General features: G+C 75.4%; 14 protein-coding genes. 11 read left to right on the top strand and 3 right to left on the bottom strand.

What is annotated here, in order from left to right:
• Positions 1 to 8: 8 nt before the first annotated feature.
• The 7 genes from ACN27A_RS07035 to tpx all read left to right on the top strand — a co-directional run bounded on the left by ACN27A_RS07035 (position 9) and on the right by tpx (position 8,165).
• A complete protein-coding gene (locus ACN27A_RS07035; RefSeq protein WP_132238266.1) occupies positions 9 to 284 on the top strand; it encodes a MoaD/ThiS family protein in 276 nt (91 codons plus the stop codon).
• Entirely contained in the window at positions 284 to 1,018 is a 735-nt protein-coding gene (locus ACN27A_RS07030; RefSeq protein ID WP_421450523.1) for an HAD family hydrolase, read from the top strand. Before ACN27A_RS07035 ends, ACN27A_RS07030 begins: the two co-directional genes overlap by 1 nt.
• Positions 1,015 to 2,424, top strand: coding sequence for a glycogen synthase (locus ACN27A_RS07025; protein ID WP_421450522.1), 1,410 nt, complete (start codon positions 1,015 to 1,017; stop codon positions 2,422 to 2,424). Before ACN27A_RS07030 ends, ACN27A_RS07025 begins: the two co-directional genes overlap by 4 nt.
• On the top strand, positions 2,405 to 3,907 hold the full coding sequence (gene malQ, locus ACN27A_RS07020; protein WP_421450520.1) for a 4-alpha-glucanotransferase: 1,503 nt from the start codon (positions 2,405 to 2,407) through the stop codon (positions 3,905 to 3,907). Before ACN27A_RS07025 ends, malQ begins: the two co-directional genes overlap by 20 nt.
• Complete coding sequence (gene treY / locus ACN27A_RS07015) at positions 3,907 to 6,228, top strand: malto-oligosyltrehalose synthase (RefSeq protein WP_421450518.1); 2,322 nt, start codon at positions 3,907 to 3,909, stop codon at positions 6,226 to 6,228. Before malQ ends, treY begins: the two co-directional genes overlap by 1 nt.
• Positions 6,225 to 7,460, top strand: a complete 1,236-nt coding sequence (locus tag ACN27A_RS07010) for an MFS transporter (RefSeq protein WP_421450516.1) — start codon at positions 6,225 to 6,227, stop codon at positions 7,458 to 7,460. The genes treY and ACN27A_RS07010 overlap by 4 nt, the downstream gene beginning before the upstream one ends.
• Positions 7,461 to 7,637: 177 nt before the next feature.
• A complete protein-coding gene (tpx, locus tag ACN27A_RS07005; RefSeq protein ID WP_421450514.1) occupies positions 7,638 to 8,165 on the top strand; it encodes a thiol peroxidase in 528 nt (175 codons plus the stop codon).
• A gap of 292 nt (positions 8,166 to 8,457) precedes the next feature.
• Here tpx and ACN27A_RS07000 read toward each other — a convergent pair whose 3' ends face one another.
• Positions 8,458 to 9,846, bottom strand: a complete 1,389-nt coding sequence (locus tag ACN27A_RS07000) for an FAD-dependent oxidoreductase (protein ID WP_421450513.1) — start codon at positions 9,844 to 9,846, stop codon at positions 8,458 to 8,460.
• A 73-nt stretch (positions 9,847 to 9,919) separates the two neighbouring features.
• The gene (locus tag ACN27A_RS06995) at positions 9,920 to 11,269 is read right to left on the bottom strand and encodes an acyltransferase family protein (RefSeq protein ID WP_421450511.1); all 1,350 of its coding nucleotides are present in this window, start codon (positions 11,267 to 11,269) and stop codon (positions 9,920 to 9,922) included.
• 343 nt (positions 11,270 to 11,612) lie between these two features.
• Here ACN27A_RS06995 and ACN27A_RS06990 point away from each other — a divergent pair, with 343 nt between their 5' ends.
• From ACN27A_RS06990 to ACN27A_RS06980, 3 genes are all read left to right on the top strand, one after another.
• Positions 11,613 to 14,621, top strand: coding sequence for a hypothetical protein (locus ACN27A_RS06990; RefSeq protein WP_421450509.1), 3,009 nt, complete (start codon positions 11,613 to 11,615; stop codon positions 14,619 to 14,621).
• 80 nt (positions 14,622 to 14,701) lie between these two features.
• Positions 14,702 to 15,103 (top strand): hypothetical protein, encoded by a 402-nt coding sequence (locus ACN27A_RS06985; protein WP_421450507.1) that lies wholly within the window; start codon positions 14,702 to 14,704, stop codon positions 15,101 to 15,103.
• A 66-nt stretch (positions 15,104 to 15,169) separates the two neighbouring features.
• Positions 15,170 to 15,583: an SgcJ/EcaC family oxidoreductase gene (locus ACN27A_RS06980; RefSeq protein WP_132238240.1), complete on the top strand. Its 414-nt coding sequence runs from the start codon at positions 15,170 to 15,172 to the stop codon at positions 15,581 to 15,583.
• A 117-nt stretch (positions 15,584 to 15,700) separates the two neighbouring features.
• Here ACN27A_RS06980 and ACN27A_RS06975 read toward each other — a convergent pair whose 3' ends face one another.
• Complete coding sequence (locus tag ACN27A_RS06975) at positions 15,701 to 19,165, bottom strand: AfsR/SARP family transcriptional regulator (protein ID WP_421450505.1); 3,465 nt, start codon at positions 19,163 to 19,165, stop codon at positions 15,701 to 15,703.
• Positions 19,166 to 19,551: 386 nt separating this feature from the next.
• On the opposite strand from ACN27A_RS06975, the gene ACN27A_RS06970 reads away from it, so the two are divergent.
• Positions 19,552 to 20,220 carry a DUF899 domain-containing protein gene (locus ACN27A_RS06970; protein ID WP_421450503.1) on the top strand — a complete coding sequence of 223 codons (669 nt, stop codon included), beginning with the start codon at positions 19,552 to 19,554 and terminating at the stop codon, positions 20,218 to 20,220.
• Positions 20,221 to 20,243: the final 23 nt, after the last annotated feature.

The raw sequence follows: 20,243 nt of genomic DNA, 5'->3' as shown, positions 1-20,243 counted from the left end.
AGCCGACCATGGCCGTCGAGGTGTGCATCCCGACCGTGTTCCGCAACTACACAAGTGGCAGCAAGTACGTGACCGCGGACGGCTCGACCGTCGCCGAGGTGCTGGCCGACCTCGAGGCCCGGCATCCGGGGCTGGGCAGCCGCGTGATGGGGGAGGACGGGCAGCTGCGCCGCTTCGTCAACCTCTACATCAACGACGTCGACGTGCGCACCAGCGGGATGCTCGACTCCCGCCTGCGCGACGGCGACTCGCTGACCATCCTGCCCGCCGTGGCGGGGGGCTGATGGCGTCCGGACCGGTCCCCGTCTTCGCCGGTGTGCTGTTCGACCTGGACGGCGTCCTGATCGACTCGACCGAGGCCATCCTGTCGCTCTGGCGGGGCCTGGCCGCCGAGCACGATCGGGCGCTGTCCGCGTCGGCGATCCGCGACGACGTGCTCGGCTGTTCCCCGGAACACTCGGTCTCTGCGCTCTTCGGCGACCTCGGCCCCGACACGCGGGAGGAGATCCTGCGCCGGGTGCGGGTCGCCGAGACCGACCTCGCGTTCGTCGAGGTGCCGGGCGCCCGGGAGATCCTGGCGACGCTCGGCGGCGCCGGTGTCCGGCTGGCGCTGGTCACCGGCGCCTCCGCGCGCCGGGCCCGGCGGGTGGTGGCGCACCTGGGCGTCGCCGCGGCCTTCGACGCCATGGTCACCTGGGGTGAGACGGCGCGCGGCAAGCCGGCGCCGGACTGCTACCTGCTCGCGGCGCGCCGGCTCGGGCTGGCCCCGGCGGGCTGCCTGGTCGTCGAGGACGCCCCCAGCGGCGTCCGCGCCGCCTCGTCCGCCGGGGCGGTGACCGTCGGCGTCGGCGACGCGCCGGCCCTGCGGGCCGCCGGGGCGACCTGGACCGCGCCGGACCTCGCCGCGCTGAGCGTCGCCCGGACCGCCGGCGCGGTCGAGCTGCGCCTGGCCGGTGCCCCGATCGCGGGCCTGTCCACGGTCGCGGGGCCGGCCACGCTGTCGGGGACGCGGGCGTGAGCGCCGGCCGCCCGCTGCGGGTCTTCTTCGCCACCTCCGAGGTGGCTCCCCTGGTCAAGGTGGGCGGCCTCGGGGACGTCGCCCGGGCCCTGCCCCGGGCGCTGGCCGGCCGGGGGCACGACGTACGGCTGTTCCTGCCCGGCTACGCGGGGCTGCCGGACGGCCGCCGGGTCGGCACGGTGGCCGTCGCGGCGGGCTCGGCGCGCGCCGAGTTCACCGTCGACGACCTGGGCGACCACGACGGCGTCCGGTACCTCACCCTGCGGACGCCGCAGCATCCCGACTGGCAGCGGCCCGAGGGGTACGTGGAGAAGCACCTGTCGTCCTTCGTGCTGTTCTCCCGGGCGGTCGCCGAGCTGGCGGCCCGGTCGGCGAGCCCGCCCGACGCGGTGCACTGCAACGACTGGCACGTCGGGCACGTCCCGGCACACCTGCGTGCCCTCGACGCGTCGCCGCGGACCGTGATGACCATCCACAACCTCGCCTACCAGGGGCTGTTCCCGCACGACAAGGCCGACGAGCTGGACCTGACCCGCTACGGCACCGGCAACCTGCTGGCCCAGGGCATCCGGTACGCCGACGCGGTCACCACCGTCAGCGCCCGCTACCGGGACGAGACCCTCGCCCCCGCGCACGGCGTCGGGCTGCAAGGGCTGCTGCGGGCCCGGGGCGCGGACTACCACGGGATCCGCAACGGGGTCGACTACGACGACTTCGACCCCGCCACGGACCCGCACCTGCCGGCCCGCTTCGACGTGCACGACCTCGCGGGCAAGGCGGCGGCGAAGCGCGCGCTCCAGCAGCGCAGCGGCCTGGCGACGGATCCGGCGGTGCCGCTGTTCGCCTTCGTCGGCCGGTTGGTCGACCAGAAGGGCGTCGACCTGCTGCTGGAGGGCATCGACGAGATCGCCGCCCTCGGCCTGCAACTCGTCGTCGTCGGCGTCGGGGCCGAGTACGAGCGGTCGTTCCGCCGCGCCGCCCGCTACTACCCACACGTCGCCTACCACCCGGACAGCGGTGAGGCGATCGCCCGGCTGGCGTACGCCGGCTCGGACGCCTTCCTGGCGCCCTCCCGGTTCGAGCCGTGCGGGCTGGCGCCGCTGATCGCGCTGCGTTACGGGTCGGTGCCCGTGGTGCGGCGCGTCGGCGGCATGGCGGAGACGGTCGCCGCGACGGGGCTCGGCTTCTCGTTCGACGGCTACCGCGCGCCGGACCTGGTCGACCTGATCGCGCAGGTGGTCGCGCGCTGGGTAGACCGGCAGGCGTGGGCGCGGTTGCGGGAGCGCGGCATGCGGGCCCGGTTCTCGTGGGACGAGGCCGCCGAGCGGTACGAGCAGTTGTACGTGCGCGCGCCGGCGCACGGGACAGGACGGGAGGACGACTCGGGTGCCGGTCAACCGACGTAGCGGGATCCTGCTGCATCCCAGCTCACTACCGGGCCGGTTCGGGGTGGGTGAGTTCGGGCCGGCCGCGATCGAGTGGCTGGACTTCCTCGCGGCCGCCGAGCAGAGCGTGTGGCAGATGCTGCCGCTCAACCCCGTCGGCGCGGACGGCTGCCCGTACCAGGCCAGCTCCACGCTGGCCGGCAGCCCGCTCTACGTGAGCGTCGAGCGGCTGCGCGACGAGGGCCTGCTCACCGCCGCCGACCTGGCGGACGTGCCGGCGCTGCCGCCGGACACCGTGGACTACCCGGCGGCGGGCGCCGTCAAGGCCGACCTGCTGGCCCGGGCGTACGCCGCCTTCACGCCGACCGCCGACAGCGAGGCGTTCGCCCGGGAACAGGCGTGGTGGCTGGACGACTACGCCCGCTACATGACCCTGCGGGAGCGGCACGGCGGGTCGTGGACGAGCTGGCCGGCGCCGCTGGCCCGGCGGGACCCGGACGCGCTGGCCCGGCTCGACGACACCGAGCGGGACCGCCTCGACTACTACCGTTTCGAGCAGTACCTGTTCGCCGCGCACTTCACCGCCGTCCGCGACCACGCCCGCCGGCTCGGCATCGAGCTGATCGGCGACGTGGCCATGTTCGCCGGCACGGACAGCTGCGAGACGTGGGCGGCGCCGGAGCTGTTCCAGCTGGACGCGGCGGGCCACCCGACCGCCGTGGCCGGGTTCCCGCCCGACGAGTTCAGCGCCGACGGCCAGGTCTGGGGCAACGCGCTCTACCGCTGGGAGCTGATGGCGCAGGACCAGTACGCCTGGTGGGTCGACCGGATCCGCCGGATGACCCAGCTGTACGACATGATCCGGCTCGACCACTTCCGGGGCTTCCTGCGCTACTGGGCGGTGCCGGTGGGCCGCCCGGCGAGTGCGGGGCGCTGGCGCGACGGGCCGGGCCCGTCGCTGTTCCAGGCCGTCCGCAAGGAACTCGGCGAGGTGGTGATGCTGGCCGAGGACCTGGGGCCCGCCTCGGCCGAGGTGCAGCAGCTGCGCATCGACGCCGGCATCCCCGGCATGCGGCTGCTCCAGTTCGCCTTCGCCGGCGACGAGAACCAGCATCTGCCGCACCACTACCCGACCGACTGCGTGGCCTACACGGGCACGCACGACAACGACACCACACTGGGCTGGTGGGAGGAGTCGAGCGCCGACCAGCGGCTGCGGGTGGAGCGCTATCTCGGGGGCGTGCCGGACGGCATCTGCTGGTCGATGGCGCGGGCGGTCTTCGCGTCGGTGGCCGAGCTCGCGGTCCTGCCGTTGCAGGACGTGCTGGAGCTGGGCCCGGCGGCCCGGATGAACGTCCCGGGGCAGGCCGAGGGGAGTTGGCGGTGGCGGTTCCGGGCGGAGGCGTTGACCCCGGGCCTGGAGTTCCGGCTGCGCCGCCTGACCGAGACGTACGGCCGGGACCGGCGGGCGTCCACCCGACGGGCCAGGGGGTTCACCGGCTGATGGCGGCACCGACCTCCACGTACCGGCTCCAGTTCGGCCCCCACCTCGGTCTCTCCGACGCCGTCGCGCTGACCGACTACCTGGTCGACCTCGGTGTCGGCGCGCTCTACGCCTCCCCGCTGCTCGCCGCGGCGCCGGGCTCGACGCACGGCTACGACCTGGTCGACCCCACGCGCGCCGACCCGGGCCGGGGCGGCGAGCGGGCGCGGCTCGCGCTCGCCCGCCGGCTCGCCGAGGCCGGGCTCGGCTTCGTGGTCGACGTGGTCTGCAACCACATGGGCGTCGCCGACGCGGCGGCCAACCCGTGGTGGTCCGACGTGCTGCGGCACGGGCCGGAGTCCCGCTACGCCCGGTTCTTCGACGTCGACTGGTCGGCGGGGCCGCTGTTGCTGCCGGTGCTGGGCGACGACGGCGACGGCGGCGCGGCGGCCGAGGGGGAGCTGAAGCTCGCCGACGACTCGCTGGTCTACCACGAGCACCGCTTTCCGCTGGCGCCCGGCACCGGGCACGGCACGGTGGCGCAGGTGCACGGCCGGCAGCACTACCGGCTGGTGTCCTGGCGCCGGGGGGCGGCCGACCTGACGTACCGCCGGTTCTTCAACATCGACACGCTGGCCTGCCTGCGCACGGAGGACCCGGAGGTGTTCGGGGCGCTGCACGCCGAGACGCTGCGCTGGGTGCGGGAGGGGCAGGTCACCGGGCTGCGCGTCGACCATCCGGACGGCCTGGCGGATCCCTCGGGATACCTGCGGCGGCTGCGGGCCGCGGCGCCCGGAGCGTGGATCGTGGTGGAGAAGGTGCTGGGCGCCGGCGAGGAGCTGCCGGCGGGCTGGCCGGTGGACGGCACCACGGGCTACGACGCGCTGGCCGAGATCTCGGGCGTCTTCGTGGCCCCGGCGGGCCGGCAGCGGCTGACCGAGGCGGCCGGCCTGACCGGCACCGCGCTGGCCGACGTCGTGCGCGAGGCGCGCGAGCAGGTCGTCGCGACGATGCTGGTCGCCGAGGCGCGACGGGTGGAGGCGCTCGTCGCGGCGCTGCTGCCCCGCTGCCCGGCGGCCGAGCGCGCGGAGGCCGTCCGGGCCCTGCTGGTGGAGTTTCCCGTCTACCGGTCCTATCTCCCGCAGCATCGCTGGGCGCTGGACGAGGCGGTCGAGCGGGCCGCGCGGCGTCGGCCGGCGCTGCGGGGGATCCTCACCGCCGTCCGGGACGAGATGGTCGCCCGGCCGACCGGGCCGCTCGCGGTACGGGTGCAGCAGGCGACCGGCCCGGTGATGGCCAAGGGCGTCGAGGACACCGCGATCTACCGGCACAACAGCCTGGTCGCGGTCAACGAGGTGGGCGTCGACCCGGGCCGGTTCGGGGTGTCGCCGGGTGAGCTGCACGCGGCGAACGCGGCCCGGGAGGCCGGCTGGCCCGCCACCATGACCACGTTGTCCACCCACGACACCAAGCGCTCGGAGGACGTACGGGCCCGCCTGGCGGTGCTCAGCGAGCTGCCGGAGGCGTACGCCGAGCGCTTCCGCCGCTGGTCGGCCCGGCAGCCGCTGGGCGACCCCCTGCTCGAACCGCTGGCCTGGCAGACCCTGCTCGGCGCCTGGCCGATCGGCCCCGAGCGGCTCTCCGCCTACCTGCTCAAGGTCGCCCGCGAGACGCGGGTGCGCACGAACTGGCACGATCCCGACCTCGACTACGAGGACGGCGTCACGAGCTGGCCCACCCGGGTGCTCGCCGACGCGGCCCTCACGGCGGAGGTCCATGCCTTCGTCGACCGGATCGCCCCGCCCGGCTGGTCGAACTCGCTGGGCCAGAAGCTGCTGCAGCTCGCCGGTCCCGGGGTGCCCGACGTCTACCAGGGCACGGAGCTGTGGGACTACTCGCTTGTCGATCCGGACAACCGCCGTCCGGTCGACTTCGCGGCCCGCCGGCGGCTGCTGGCGGAGATCGACGCGGGGCGGAGGCCGCAGGTCGACGACACGGGGGCGGCCAAGCTGCTGGTCACCTCCCGGGTGCTGCGGCTGCGCCGGGACAGTCCGGGGCTGTTCCGCGGTTACCGCCCGGTCCGTGCGGAGGGTGGCGCGGCGGAGCACCTCATCGGCTTCTCGCGCGGCGGTGACGACGGCGTCGTGGCGCTGGCCACCCGGCTGCCGGTGGGGCTCACCGAAAGGGGCGGCTGGGCCGACACCGTGGTGCCCCTGCCCGGTGACGCCGATGGCTGGATGGACGCGCTCACCGGCGCGCCGGTCCGTTCGTCGGCGCCCCGCGTCGAGGACCTGTTCGGCCGCCTGCCGGTGGCACTGCTCGTCAAGAAAAGAGGATCATGAGCGTCGACGTGGAAACCGCCGGCCGGCGTCGGTCGATGGCGGCCCTGCTCGGTGGGGTGGCCGCCACCAACACCTCCATGGTGGGGGCCAGCACGGCGTCCACGCTGATCGGCGCGGAGGAACTGACCGAGCTCTGGAGCGGCGTGCCGAACGCGGCCGGTGTGCTGGGCACCGCCGCCGGCACGCTCTGGCTGGCCGCGCTGATGGCGCGTCGGGGCACCCGTTCCGCGCTGTCGCTGGGCTACCTGGTCGCGATCGTGGGCGCGGCGGTGGCCGGCGCCGCCGTGGCCTCCGGGCAGGTGCTGCTGCTGATCTTCGGCATGGTGCTGCTCGGGGTGGGCAACGGCGGGGCGCAGCTGTCGCGGTACTGCGCGGCGGACCTGTACCCGCCCCGCCGGCAGGGACTGGCCGTCGGGGTCATCGTCTGGGCGGGCACCGTCGGGGCGGTCTTCGGGCCCAACCTGATGGATCCGAGCGCCGACGTCGCCGACCGGCTGGGTCTGCCGGACCTGGCCGGGCCGTTCCTCGTGGCCCTGCTGGCGGCCGGCATCTGCGTGCTCGCCTCCGCCGCCATGCCCCGGTCGCGGACGGCGGCCCGGCAGGGCGCCAACGATCCGACCCCGGCGCAGGTGTGGCGGCACCCGGTGGTGTCCGTCGCGTTGGTGTCCATGATCGCCGGGCAGCTGGCCATGGTCGCCCTGATGACCATGACGCCGCTGCACATGAGCAGCAACCACCACGGCCTCACGGCGGTGGGCGTGGTGCTCAGCGGCCACATGATCGGCATGTTCGCGCTGGCGCCGCTCTCCGGCTACCTCTCGGACCGTTTCGGCGGTCGGGCCGCGATCCTGATGGGCATCGGCCTGCTGGTCACCTCCGTCGTGGTGGCGTCGTGGCCGGCCGCCCACGGCAGCGGCCTCACCCGCCTGGTGGTCTCGCTCTTCCTGCTCGGCTGGGGCTGGAACCTCACCTTCGTCGGCGGTAGCGCCCTGCTCACCCAGGCGCTGACCCCGGCCGCGCGGCGAGCGGTGCAGGGTCGGGTGGACGCCCTCGTGTGGGCCGCCTCGGCCGTGGCCAGCGTGGTGGCCGGGGTGGTGTTGGCGACCACCAACTACGTGGTGCTGTCGGTCGCCGCCGGGGTCGTCTCGCTGATCCCGGTGCCGATGCTGCGCCGCCGGCCGCCGGCCGAAGCGTCGGCCACCGCCCCCGAGCACGCCGACGCGGTGCGCTGACCTGGCGCGAGGCGGCACGTGCGAAGGTGCGGCCGTCGGGCCCGGCGGACGATGCTGGGTGCGGCGCGGGCCGGCGTACCGCCCGGTACCGGCCGCGCCCCTGGGGCCGCCGGTGCCCGCTGGGTCACGCCGGCGCCGGCCGACCCGCCACCTCCCGCTGGACGCTAGGAGAACCTGATGACAGTCGCGTTGGAACGTGCCGGCGTCACGACGTTCCGGGGTCGCCCGGTCACGCTGCTCGGGCCGGAGGTGCGCGTGGGCGATCCCGCGCCGGCCTTCACCGCGCTGGCCAACGACTTCTCGCCGGTCGACCTGGCCTCGTCGGCCGGTACGGTGCGGATCCTGTCCGTGGTGCCGTCGCTCGACACCGGCGTCTGCGACCAGCAGACGCGGCGGTTCAACGAGGAGGCCGCCGCCCTGCCGGGGGTGAGCGTGCTGACCATCTCCGTGGACCTGCCCTTCGCGCAGGCCAGGTGGTGCGGCAACGCCGGCATCGAGGGGGTCCGGACGGCCTCGGACCACCGCGACCTGTCCTTCGGGCTCGCCTACGGCGTGGTGATCGCGGAGTTCCGGCTGCTCGCCCGGGCGGTCTTCGTGGTCGACGCCGAGGACCGCGTCGTGCACGTCGAGTACGTGCGCGAGGTCGGCGAGCACCCGCGCTACGAGGAGGCGGTCGCCGCGGCGAGGACGGCGTCGTCCCGCTGACCCGCCCCGGGTCGCCACCCGCCAGTACGCGAACGCGGTGACCACGACGTCGATGCGTCGTGGTCACCGCGTGACGCTGTCCGCTACCAGGCCTGCGTGTCGGGTGCCGCCGGTGGCGTGCGGTCCGTGGAGTACAGGCCTGTCGAGTGCCGCCGGTGGCGTCCGGTTCGTGGAGTACGGCCTGTCGAGTGCCGCCGGTGGGGCGCGACCCGTGGAGCTACGGCCCGTCGTGCGCGGCACGACGGGCCGTCAGCTCGTGTGGGGGAGCGACCCCCGCGGGTGCGGACCCGCCTCAGCCGCGGTCGCGCGCCGGGGGACGGGCCACCGGGCCGGACGGCGTGGCGACGGAGCCGGCCGGTTGCCCGCCCGCCCGCAGCACGCGCAGCATCACCGAGGGACGCATGATCGCCTGCGGCGGGTCGATCAGCCCGGCCACCCGCAGGAAGGCGTCCGTGACCCGGCTGTCCCGGGTGGCGGCGGCGTGCACCCGGGCGATGTAGGCGTTGGCCATCCGCACCTTGAACGGGCGCGGACCCTCCACCCGCGGGTGGGCCAGGTCGCCGCCGGCGGCGACCTCCCACGGCGCGTCGAGCTGCCGGGAGATGTCGGCGAAGAAGGCCCGCGGCCGGGGCGTTCCACCACGGGCGAGGTGCCGGCGCAGGATCAGCGCCTCCAGGGCGGCGACGGTCATGCCCTGGCCGTACACCGGGTTGAACGTGCAGACCGCGTCGCCGACCACGAGCAGCCCCTCCGGCAGCCGGGACACCCGCTCGTAGCGGCGCCGGACGCTGGCCGGGAACCGGAACGAGGCCGGCTCGTCGAGGAACTCGGCGTCCCGGACGGCGTCGATGATGTCGGGCACGGGCAGCGAGGCCGCGTACGCCAGGAAGCCCTCGCGGTCGGTCGGCGGCTCGTCGCCGAGGATGCCGGTGAGCGAGAGCAGCCCGGTGTCGCCGCCCAGCGTGGCGAGGAACGCGCCGCGCGGGTGGGCGGGGGTGGCCACCGGGTTGATCGAGACGTCGCCGTGGAACGGGTCGTGGGAGAAGCGGAACCGCGCGCTGGTGTAGGTGAGCCCGATCTTGATCCGCTCCTCCGGCACCGGGCCGTGGCCGAGCTCGGTCAGCCAGGCGGGGGTCCGGGAGCCGCGGCCGGTGGCGTCCACGACCAGGTCGGCGTCGATCACCTCGGCGACGTCGGCGCCGCGGTGGTGGATCCGCACGCCGGTGATCCGGTTGCCGTCGGCGGTGGCGACCGGGGCGACGACGTCGGCGTCCTCGACGAGCCGCACCCCCGACAGGGCCAGCACCCGGCGCCGCACCAGCGCCTCGATGCCCGGCCGGTAGCCCCCGACCACCAGCAGGCCGGTCTCCGCCGGCTTCAGCCGGTGGCCGTTGAAGTACCAGCGGATCCGGGTGCCGAGGTCGCCCGAGCGCAGGCCGGCCGCGGTCGCCTCGTCGGTGAAGCCGGGCAGCAGCTCCTCGATGGCCTGCTGACCCCGGGCGAGCAGGCCGTGCAGGTGCCGCCCCTGCGGTGCACCGCGGCGCACCTCGGTCGCGTCGGCGAGCCGGTCCCGGTCCACCAGGACCACCTCCCGGTACGCCTCGGCGAGCACCTTGGCGGCGAACAGCCCGGCCATGCTCGCGCCGAGGACGACGGCCCGGCCTCTCGCGGTGTCGCTCATCGTGTGGTTCCTCTCGGTTCGCCGCCGGACGGACCTCCCGCCCGGTACAGGGGTTGCCGGTCTGCGGTCGCTCTCACTCGGCCGCTACTGCGGGGGCGGCCGGCTCGGTGCTGTGCGGCTCCCACTGCGCCGCCTCGCGGCCGGCCGGGAGCTGCTCGCGTACCGTGCTCGGCGCCTGGGCCCCCGGGTCCACGGGCGCCCGGCCCAACCACGGCCGCAGCCCCATCACCGGGCGCTCCAACAGGTAGAAGCTCAGCGTCGCCGTCACCACGCTGGCACCGGCCACCGCCGCGGTGACGAGCCAGAAGTTCCCGGTGCCCAGCGGCGTGCCGGTCGTTCCGAAGTAGATCCACAGGTAGAAGACGTGCCAGAGGAAGACCCCGTAGGAGATCCGGCCGAGGAAGCGCAGCACGGGGTTGGACAGGGCCGCCCGCATGTAGCCGGGACGGCCCGCCGGCAGGGTCAGCGGCGCCACCAGCAGCAGGGAGATGGCCAGGTAGAGGATGTGGTCGACCATCGCCGATCCCAGCGGCGGGTAGTTCATCTCGTTCGGGCCGCCCAGGGGGGAGCAGGCCGCCGCGTACGCCAGCGCCGCGCCGATCCACGCGGCGCCCGGGTGCCGGATGAGGAACCGGTACGCGGCCGGCGTCCGCTCGGGCGCCACCTCGGCGACGGCGGAGAGGATCGCCAGGATCATGCCGACCGCCAGGTAGCCCATGTACTCGGTCGGCCAGAGGTGCTGAATCGGGAAGGCGCCCATCGAGGGCAGGTGGTGGTACGCGGCGAAGCCGGCGCCGGTCAGCACCAGGGCGCCCAGCGGCAGCAGCAGCCGCCTCGCGCGGGCCCCCGGGTCGGCGGCGCGTGCCGCCCAGCGGCGCAACGCCCAGGCCAGCAGCGGCAGGGTGACGTAGAACGCGACCTCGGTCGCGAGGCTCCACGTCTGCTCCATGCCCGTGGGCATCGCGTCCGGCTGGTAGACGTGCAGCACGAGCAGCGAGCGCAGCACGTGCCACAGCCCGGTGACGGCGTCGGCGTTGAGCACGAGCAGCGCCGTCACGGTCAGCACCCAGTACGCCGGCAGGATCCGCAGGGCCCGCCGCCAGAAGTACGGCTTCAGCGCCATCGGCGGCCGGTCGGTGAGGGTGGCCAGCGCGAAGGGCCGGTACAGCACCAGTCCGGAGAGGACGAAGAAGATCGGCACGCTGACGTCCATGGTGTTGAAGATCGGTCCGGCGATCGGGTTGCCGGCCGCGCCGTACATGTCGGAGGCGATCATGCCCGTGGTCAGCGCGATGTGGGTCAGCATGACCATCACGGCCGCCACCCCGCGCATGCCCTCCAGTTCCGGAAAGAAGATCCTCGGTCGGACACTCCCGCCGGTGGCGGTTGTGGCCCCCGGCGCATCCCCTCGCACTGATGTCATCGTCCGCTCCTCACGCACCCGAACTGTCCGAAAAGGATCTGTTGAGCCTTGCCTCGGCAGAACCGGGCGCCCCGGCGCGTCCGTCCGCTCCACTGTCGGATCGTCCTGCTCGGCCGGACCCGGTGCACCTTCCACCGTGCGCAACCCCGCGCCCGGCGACGGGATGAGCGCACGACGGGAGATGCGGGGCCCGGAGGGGCCGGACGACGATCCCTGATGACCAGACACCGATGACCGCCGCACGTGCGGCGGACCGAAGCGGCGGAGGGGACACAGGGTGGGCGAGAAACGTGCGGCAACCGGTAGCGGAGGGCGCGGCCGAAGGGCCGTCGCGGTCGGGGGCGTGGCGGCCCTGGCGGCAGTACTGGTGATCACCGGGCAGCAGACCCCTGCGGTCGCGGGCGGAGACGCGGACCCCGCGCCGGCGCCCGCCAGCCAGTCCGACCATCGGGTCACCCTGATCACCGGTGACCGGGTCACCGTCTCCCCGGACGGCGCACGGGTCACCGTGACCGCCGCCCCGGGCCGTGCCGGCACCCGTTTCACCAGCCACCGTGCCGGCGGGCACCGCACGGTCCTCCCGGAGGACGCCCGCCCGCTGGTCGCCGCCGGGCTGCTGGACCGGCGCCTGTTCGACGTCACGGCGCTGGTCCGGGCCGGCTACGACGACGCCCGCAGCCCCGGGCTGCCGCTGATCGTGTCGCGACGCGGCGCCGATCCCGCGGCCGGTCTGACCGGGCCGGGGCTGCGCACGACCGGCCGGTTCGCCGTAGCCGGGATGAGCGCGGTGACCGTGGCCAAGACGGACGCCGCCTCAGCCTGGTCGGCGATTCACGAGCAGCGGGCAGGCATCGAGAGGATCTGGCTGGACAGGCCGTTGACCCCGGCGCCCGTGCCGGCGTCGCCCACCGACCTGCCCCCGGCTCTGCCGGCGGGTGGCGCCGCGCCGACCGTGGCCGTGCTGAGCACCGGCGTCGACGTCGGGCGGGCCAGGCCGGCCGCCAGGGTGGCGCACCGGCAGGTCTTCGCCGGCGCGAGCACCGGTGACCGGCACGGACACGGCACCCGCACCGCCGCCGCCGTGCCCGGCGCGACGCTGCTCGACGGCAAGGTCTGCGACGACGACGGCCGGTGCCCGGAGTCGGCGATCCTGGCCGGCCTGGAGTGGGCCGCCGGCCGGGCCGACGTCGTCGACCTCGGCGTCGGTGGCGCGGAGCAGCTCGGCACCGGCCCGCTCGGCCGGGCGATCGAACGGATCGGCGACCGCACCGGGGCCCTCGTGCTGGCCCCCGCTGCGGTCGGGACTGCCGGAGCGACCGCCACCCGCGACAGGGCCGACGGGCGTGCGACCGGGCTGCCGGCCGGCACGGTGACGGGCGCGGCACTGCTCGCCCAGCGTCACCCGGACTGGTCCGTGGACCGGCTCCGCGCCGCCCTCGCCGCCTCCGCGGTGGACGGTGCGCTCGACGCGGCGGCGCTGGCCCGGCGGAACGTGCTCCCGGCCACGGCCTCGCTCGCCTTCGGGGTGCAGCAGTGGCCGCACGCCGACGACCGCCCGCAACAGCGGACGCTCACCTGGCACAACCACGGCGACCGGCCCGTCGAGCTGCGGCTCGACGTCGCGCTGACCGGCCCCGACGGCACGCCCGCCCCCGCCGGGGCGCTGCGGCTCGACGCGACCACGGTGACCGTGCCGGCGGGCGGGTCGGCCGGCGTCACCGTCACCGCCGACACCCGCCACGACGGGCCCGACGGCCGCTACACGGGCACCGTCACCGCCACCCCGGCGGGCGCGCCCGACCTGGCCGTGCGCTCGCGCGTCGAGGTGGAGAAGGAGGTCGAGAGCCACACGCTCACCGTCCGGCACCTCGGGCCGGACGGGCGGTCCACCGGCCGGGCCGAGACGATGGTGCTGGACCTCACCGGCGAGCTGAGGGCGTTGCTGTACGGCGAGGACGGCACCGCCACCGCCCGGCTGCCGAAGGGCAGCTACGTCCTCGTCGGCGACGTGGTCGACTTCGGCGACACCGACTCGACCTGGCACCGCCTGGTCCAGCCGGAGCTGGCCCTCGACGCCGACGCCACGGTGACCATGGACGCCCGACGGACCGCCCCGGTACGCACCACCGTGCCCCGCCCGGACGCGCGGACCGCCATCGTCGACCTCGGCTTCAACCGGCGCGCCGAGGACAGCACCGGGTTCGGCATCGCCCTGGCCCTCGACGGCTTCGAGGGTCTGCGCTCCGGGCAGCTCGGCCCCGACCTGCCCGCCGAGAAGATGACCGGTTATCTCCACTCCACCTGGGCGGTGCCCGGCCCGGCTGGCGACTTCCGCGACACCCCCTACACCTACGGGCTGCTCGACACCCGCCCGGGCGGCTTCTTCACCGGCTTCGACCGGAAGGTGGCCGATCGGGACCTGGCGACGGTGGACAGCCGGCTGGTCGCCCAGGTGACCGGGCGCGCGGCGACCAAGGCCATGTTCCCCAACGCGCCCGGCGTCCTCGGCACGCTGACTCCGCTGCTGCCGTTCAGACTGCCGGCGCGCACGACGCACCTGCTGGAGGGCGGTGCCACCCTGTGGAGCGCCGCCTTCGGCGAGAACGTCCCGGGCGGGGACGGGCTACCGGTCGAGATCACGGCTTTCGGCCAGGCGAACCAGTCGTACCAGGCCGGGCAGCGGTACACCGACCGGTGGAACGCGTCGGTGCTCGGGCCGATGTTCGACTTCGCCGGTCACGCCGGCCGGCGCGGCGACACCGTCTGGTTCGGCGTCCCCATGTACTCCGACCAGGACGGGCACCGAGCCGGCTCCCTCACCGACGCGGCGACGACCCGGATGTACCGCGACGGCCGGCTGGTGGCCGCCTCCGGCGCCGGGAACCTGGAGGGCGAGGTGCCGCCGGGGCCCGCGACGTTCCGCGTGGAGAAGCGGACCAGCCGACCGTCGTACTCCCCCCTGTCGACGCGGGTGGACGCGACGTGGACGTTCCGGTCGGACACCGCCAGCGCGGCCGACCAGATCTTCCCGATCTGGGTCGTCCGGTACGCGCCGACGGTCGACGACCACAACGTCGCCCGCTGGGCGCCGGTGACCCTGCTGCCGGTGTCGGTGATGTCCCAGCCGGAGGCCCGCGTGGGTCGAATCCGGCAGCTGGCCGTGCGGGTCTCCGTCGACGGGGGCCGCACCTGGCGCAAGGCCCCGGTGGTGCCGGCGGGCGACGGCGGCTACCGCGCGGTGGTGCACGCGCCGAAGGGAACCCGGACGGTGTCGCTGCGCGCCACCCTGGTCGACTCGCACGGCAACCGGCTGGACCAGACCATCGTCAACGCGTACCGGTTCGCGAAGTGATCCGGTACGACACGGGCAGGCCGGCCGCCGCTCTCGCGCCCCGGTGCGGGAGCCGGCCGGCCGGCCGGACAGGAGGAAACATGGCAACGGTATCGAGATGGCTGTCGCTGACGCTGACGCTGGCCGTCGTCCTCGCCGTCGGCGCGGTCGGCTCGGGCCCGGCCGCCGCCGCGACGACGGCCGGGGAGCCGCCGCGGAGCTGCATAAGCGCGCCGAGCACCCCGGAGAAGAGCCCCACCGGCGTGATGGTCCGTAGCGTCGCGACCAACAGCTGCCTCGTCCTCGCGGTCATCTGGCTGATGCGCTACGAAACCACCGACACCGGCTGGCGGACGGTGCTGGATCGCTACATGGACCCCGGGTCGACGACCCGGCTCGACTTCCCGTGCCGGGCCAGCGGCACCCGGATCTACCGGTCCGTCGTCTGGGACCCGAACATGATGGCCTACCTGACCTCTCCCGAGGTCCGCATCACCTGCTGACCCGCCCACGCGGCCCGCACGTCCGGACGCCCGCGGCGTACCGGTGACACGAGGAGGAGGAACGACATGTCCGCAGGCAATGCCGCTGTCGTGAGCGACGAGACGGCCGTACGGGACGTCGCGCGGCGCATCGTGACGGCCTGGGCGGCCAACGACGCCGACGCGTTCGCGGCGATCTTCGTCGAGGACGGCACGCTCATCGGTGACGCCTACATGAAGGGCCGGGAGGAGATCCGCTCCTACATGGCCGCCGGGTTCGCCGGGCCGTACGGGGGGACCCACGTCCTCGTGGAGCCGCTCGACGTCCGCTTCCTGACCGACGACATCGCGCTGCTGGTGACCCAGGGCAGCGTGCTCCTGGAGGGGGAGACCGAGTTCGTCGCCGAGCGCGCCTTCCTCGCCACCTCCACGGTGGTCCGGGTGGACGGGGGGTGGAGCATCGCCGCCTACCAGAACTCCAAGGGCACGGCCAACCGCTGACGACGCGTACGCGGCGGCGGGTCGCCCGGCGTCCGACCGCACCCCGCACCGCCCCGGGCGGTGCGGGGTGCGTCGGTGCGTCCAGGCGACCCGCCGCCCGGGCCGAGCCCTGCCCGCTCAGGCGGGGCGGGGGAGGCCGGCCACCAGCGAGCGGTAGGCCTCGGCGGGGGTCAGCGCGGTGCCCCGGTCGAACTCCTCCGTGAACGCGGTCGGGCCGAGCGCGTCGCGCGCGGCCTGAGTGATCCGGTCGACGTCGCCCCGTTCCCCGGCCGGCAGCGGCGCGCCCACCGAGGCCCGCGCCATGGCCGCCGCGCCGAGCAGCCGGGCGGCGTCGCCGTGCCGGCCGTCGAGCGTCGCCGTGCCGGCGAGCCCTTCCAGCGCGAGCGCCTGCGCCCGGGGATCGCCGATGGCGGTGGCGACCTCGAACGCCTCGGCGTGCAAATCGTGCGCGTCGCGGGCGGCGCCGCGCTGCTCCGCGACGAAGCCCAGCTCGGCCAGGAGCAGCGCCCGCACCACGTCGGCGTCCAGGCCCGGCTGGCGGGTCCATGCCAGGACGCCGCGCAGCAGCTCCTCGGCGGCGTCCAGCCGGCCCTCGCGGCGGGCCCCGAGCCCGAGGCCGATCTGCGCGTACAGCTCCCCGGGCTTGAAGTTCTGTTCGGCGGCCAGCCGCAGCGCCCGCTCGTGGAACTCCCGGGCCCGGTCGTAGTCGCCGCTGAGCAGCGCGATGCGGCCCAGGCCCGAGAGCCGGTCGGAGGCCTCCAGCCACAGCCCGAGTTCCTCGGCCATCCGCAGGCCCTCCCGGTGCAGCCTGGCCGCCTCCGGGTAGTCGCCGGTCGCCTCCGCCCGCGTGGTCAGCGCGAAGGACGCCTGGAGCTGGCCCCACCGGTCGCCCAGCTCGCGGAAGAGCGCCACGCTGCGCGCGCTGTCCCGGCTGGCCGCCTCCAGGTCGCCCCGGGACTGCGCGTGCCCGGCCCGCAGGCTCAGCGCCGTCGCCACCCCCCACCGGTCGCCGAGCGTCTCGAACTGCGCCAGCGCGTCGTCGACCAGCTCCTGGCTGATCGTGACGTCCCCCGTGTTGAGCAGCGCGAGGCCGAGGAAGCAGGTGGCCCGGGCCCGCCCCGCGGGGTCCTCGTCCGGCGGCCAGCTGGCCAACGCCGGGGCCACCAGCGGGGCGTGGTCGCCACCGGCCTCCAGCAGGGCGAGCCCGGCCCGCCAGCAGGTGGCCGCCGCCCGTACGGAGGCCGGCACCGAACCGGGCACGGCGAGCGCCGCCTCGATCGACCGGCGCGCCTCGCGCAGCCGGCCGCGCAGGTACCGGTACCAGGCCAGCGCGGTCGCCAGCTCCAGCGCGCCGGCCGCGTCCTCGTCGGCCAGCGCGCCGTCCAGCGCGCGGCGCAGGTTGGCCGTCTCCTGGTCCAGCCGCGCCAGCCAGCGCCGCTGCGCCGACCCACGCAGCTCCTCGTCGGCCCGCCGCGCCAGCTCGACGTAGTGGCGCCGGTGGCGTCGGCGCACCACCGCCACCTCGTCTGCCTCGCGCAGCCGCGCCAGGCAGTACTCGGCGACCGACTCGAGCAGCCGGTAGCGCGGCTCACCGGCGCCCTCGGTCATCACCACCAGCGAGCGGTCCACCAACCGGACGAGCAGCCCGAGCACCTCGTCGGCGGGCAGGTCCGGGTCGGCGCAGACCGCCTCCGCGGCCTCCAGGGTGCAGCCGTCGGCGTGCGCGGCGAGGCGCCGCAGCACCACCCGCTCCGGGTCGGAGAGCAGCTCCCAGCTCCAGTCGATCATCGCGCGCAGGGTCTGCTGGCGCGGCGGGGCGCCCCGGTGGCCGCCGGAGAGCAGCCGGAACCGGTCGTCCAGCCGGGTGACCAGCCCGTGCACGCCCAGCGCGCGCACCCGGGTGGCGGCCAGCTCCAGCGCGAGCGGCACCGCGTCGAGGCGGCGGCACAGCTCGGCGACGTCGCGGGCGTTGGTCGCGTCCAGGGCGAATCCGGGGGCGGCGGCGGTGGCCCGGGCGACGAAGAGCTGCACCGCGCTGGAACGGGCGAGCACCTCGGGCTCGGTGACCTCCGGGTCGGGCAGCTCCAACGGGGGGACCGGCCAGACCCGCTCACCCGCCACGCCGAGCGGATCCTGGCTGGTGGCCAGCAGGCGTACGCCCGGGGCGTGCGGCAGCATCCGCTGGGCCAGCTCGGCGACCGGCTCCACGACGTGCTCGCAGTTGTCCAGGACCAGCAGCAGGGACCGGCCGCGCAGCACGTCGACGAGGCGGTCGGCGGGAGTGGCCGGGGCACCCGTCGGCCCACGGTCGGCCCCGGTGGCCTCGCGGATGCCGAGCACCGCCAGCAGCGACCCGGCCAGCGCGGCGGGGTCGTCCGGGCGCAGCGAGGCCAGCTCGACCAGCCACACCCCGTCCGGGTACGCCTCGACGAGCTGGTGGGCCGCCTCGACCGCCAGCCGGGTCTTGCCCACTCCGCCCGGCCCGACGAGGGTGAGCAGCCGTTCGACGCGCAGCAGTTCGTGGACGTGCCGCACGGCCTCCGCGCGCCCGACCAGCGGGGTCAGCGGGGCGGGCATGTTGGTCCTCGGCATCACCCGTCCCGCACCCGCCGGGCGCGGCGCGGCCAGCGGATCGTCCGCGCCGCTCGGCTCGGCGCCGTGCGGATCCCTCGCGCCGTTCCCGCCGCTCGGGCCGCTCGGGCCGCTCGGGCCGCTCCGGTCGCTCGGGTCGCTCCGGTTGCTTGCGCCGCTCGGGCTGCTCCGGTCGCTCGGGCCGCTCCGGTTGCTTGCGCCGCTCGGGTCGCTCCGGTCGCCCGAGCCGAGCTGGTCGGCGAGCAGCGCCGGGTCGTGCGCCAGGATCGCCCGGTGCAGCGCCACCAGCTCCGGGCCCGGGTCCAGGCCCAGCTCCTCGGCGAGCTGCCGGCGGAAGCGGGCGTAGCTCTCCAGCGCCTCGCCCTGTCGCCCGGCCCGGTAGAGGGCCCGCAGTTGGAGGGCGCGGGCCCGTTCCCGGAACGGGTGCCGCGCCACCAGGTCGGCGAGCTCCCCGACCAGCAGCTGGTGCTCGCCCAGGACCAGCCGGGCCTCGGCCCGCTCCTCGACGGCCACCAGGCGCTGCTCCTCCAGCCGGGCGGCCAGCGGGCGGGTGAACGGCTCGTCGGCGAAGTCGGCCAGCACCGGGCCACGCCACAGGGCCAGGGCCTCGTCCAGCAGCGCGACCCGGGCGGGTGGGGCGGCCGTGCCGGTGGCCCGCTCGACCAGCGCGCCGAACCGGTCGGCGTCGGTCTGCCCGGGTGCGGTGCGCAGCAGATATCCGGGCGGGCGGGACACCACCGCGTCCCTGCCGCCGGCTTCCGCCTCGTTCAACGCCCGCCGCAGCTGCCAGACCTTGGTCTGCAGCGCACCGCTGGGATTGGCCGGCCGGCGCTCGCCCCACAGGTCCTCGACCAGCCGGTCGACGGGCACGGGGCGGCCCTGGTGCGCCAGCAGGTCGGCGAGCAGGACACGAACCTTGAGATCGGGCACGGTGACCGGTGCGCCGTCCGTCGTCCAGACCGCCAACGGACCGAGGAGCCCGAAACGCATGGCGTCACCGTAGCGCAGCGCACCGACGACGGGCGGTCACGGCGCGGCGCGGCGGCGCGGCGACCGGGAGTGCACCGGGAGAAGACCGGGAGAAGACCGGGAGCCGTGGGCGGCAGAGTGGGACCGGCGACGGATCCGGCCCGGCGAGGCGAGGGAGACACACCGGGTGTCGCGGCGCGACGGCGTACGCGCCCCGGCCGGCCGGTCCCGGTCGACGCCGTGAGGCGGCCGGAAGGGCTGGCGACGCGGGCGCGGGAGCGTGCCCAGGGCGCCGGTCGGCGTCCGTGCCGTACGACGGCCCGCGCCACCTCGGTACGCCGGAGAGCCCGCGCCGTCGCCGCCGCTCCCGGACAGGGGGCGTCCGTGACCACGAATGGAGAGACAGCATGAACCTGCCGACGATCGTGTCGCAGTCGGAATGGGAGACCGCCCGCGAGCGGCTGCTCGCCAAGGAGAAGGAGGCGACCCGGGCCCGGGACGCGCTGGCCGCGGAGCGCCGCAGGCAGCCCATGACACGGATCCACAAGGAATACGTCTTCGAGGGCCCGGGCGGCAAGGCCAACCTGGCCGACATCTTCGACGGCCGGCGTCAGCTGATCGTCTACCACTTCATGCTCAGGCCGGGCGAGTCGCACTACTGCGAGGGGTGCTCGATGTTCGTCGACAACCTCGGCCACCCCGCCCACCTGAACGCCCGGGACACCACCCTGGCGCTCATTTCCCGGGCGCCGCTGGCGGAGATCACCCCGCTCAAGGAGCGGATGGGCTGGACGCTGCCCTGGTACTCGTCCCACGGCACCGACTTCAACACCGACCTCGGCCTCACCACGAAGGCGGGGGAGGCGTTCGGGCTGAGCGTCTTCCTGCGCGACGGCGACGAGGTGTACCGCACCTACTTCACCTCGGAGCGGGGCGTCGAGGCGCTCGGCAGCAACTGGTCGCTGCTCGACCTCACCCCGCTCGGCCGCCAGGAGACCTGGGAGGACACCCCGGACGGACGCCCGCAGGAGGAGCCGTACGGCTGGTGGCGGCTGCACGACGAGTACGACAACTAGGCGCCGCACCGACACGGAGGAAG

Origin of the sequence: Micromonospora sp. WMMD737, assembly GCF_049179055.1 — a bacterium.
GTDB classification, from domain to species: domain Bacteria; phylum Actinomycetota; class Actinomycetes; order Mycobacteriales; family Micromonosporaceae; genus Micromonospora; species Micromonospora reichwaldensis.
Note: the sequence above shows the minus strand (reverse complement) of the source record. Positions and strands in the feature narration are given on the sequence as shown.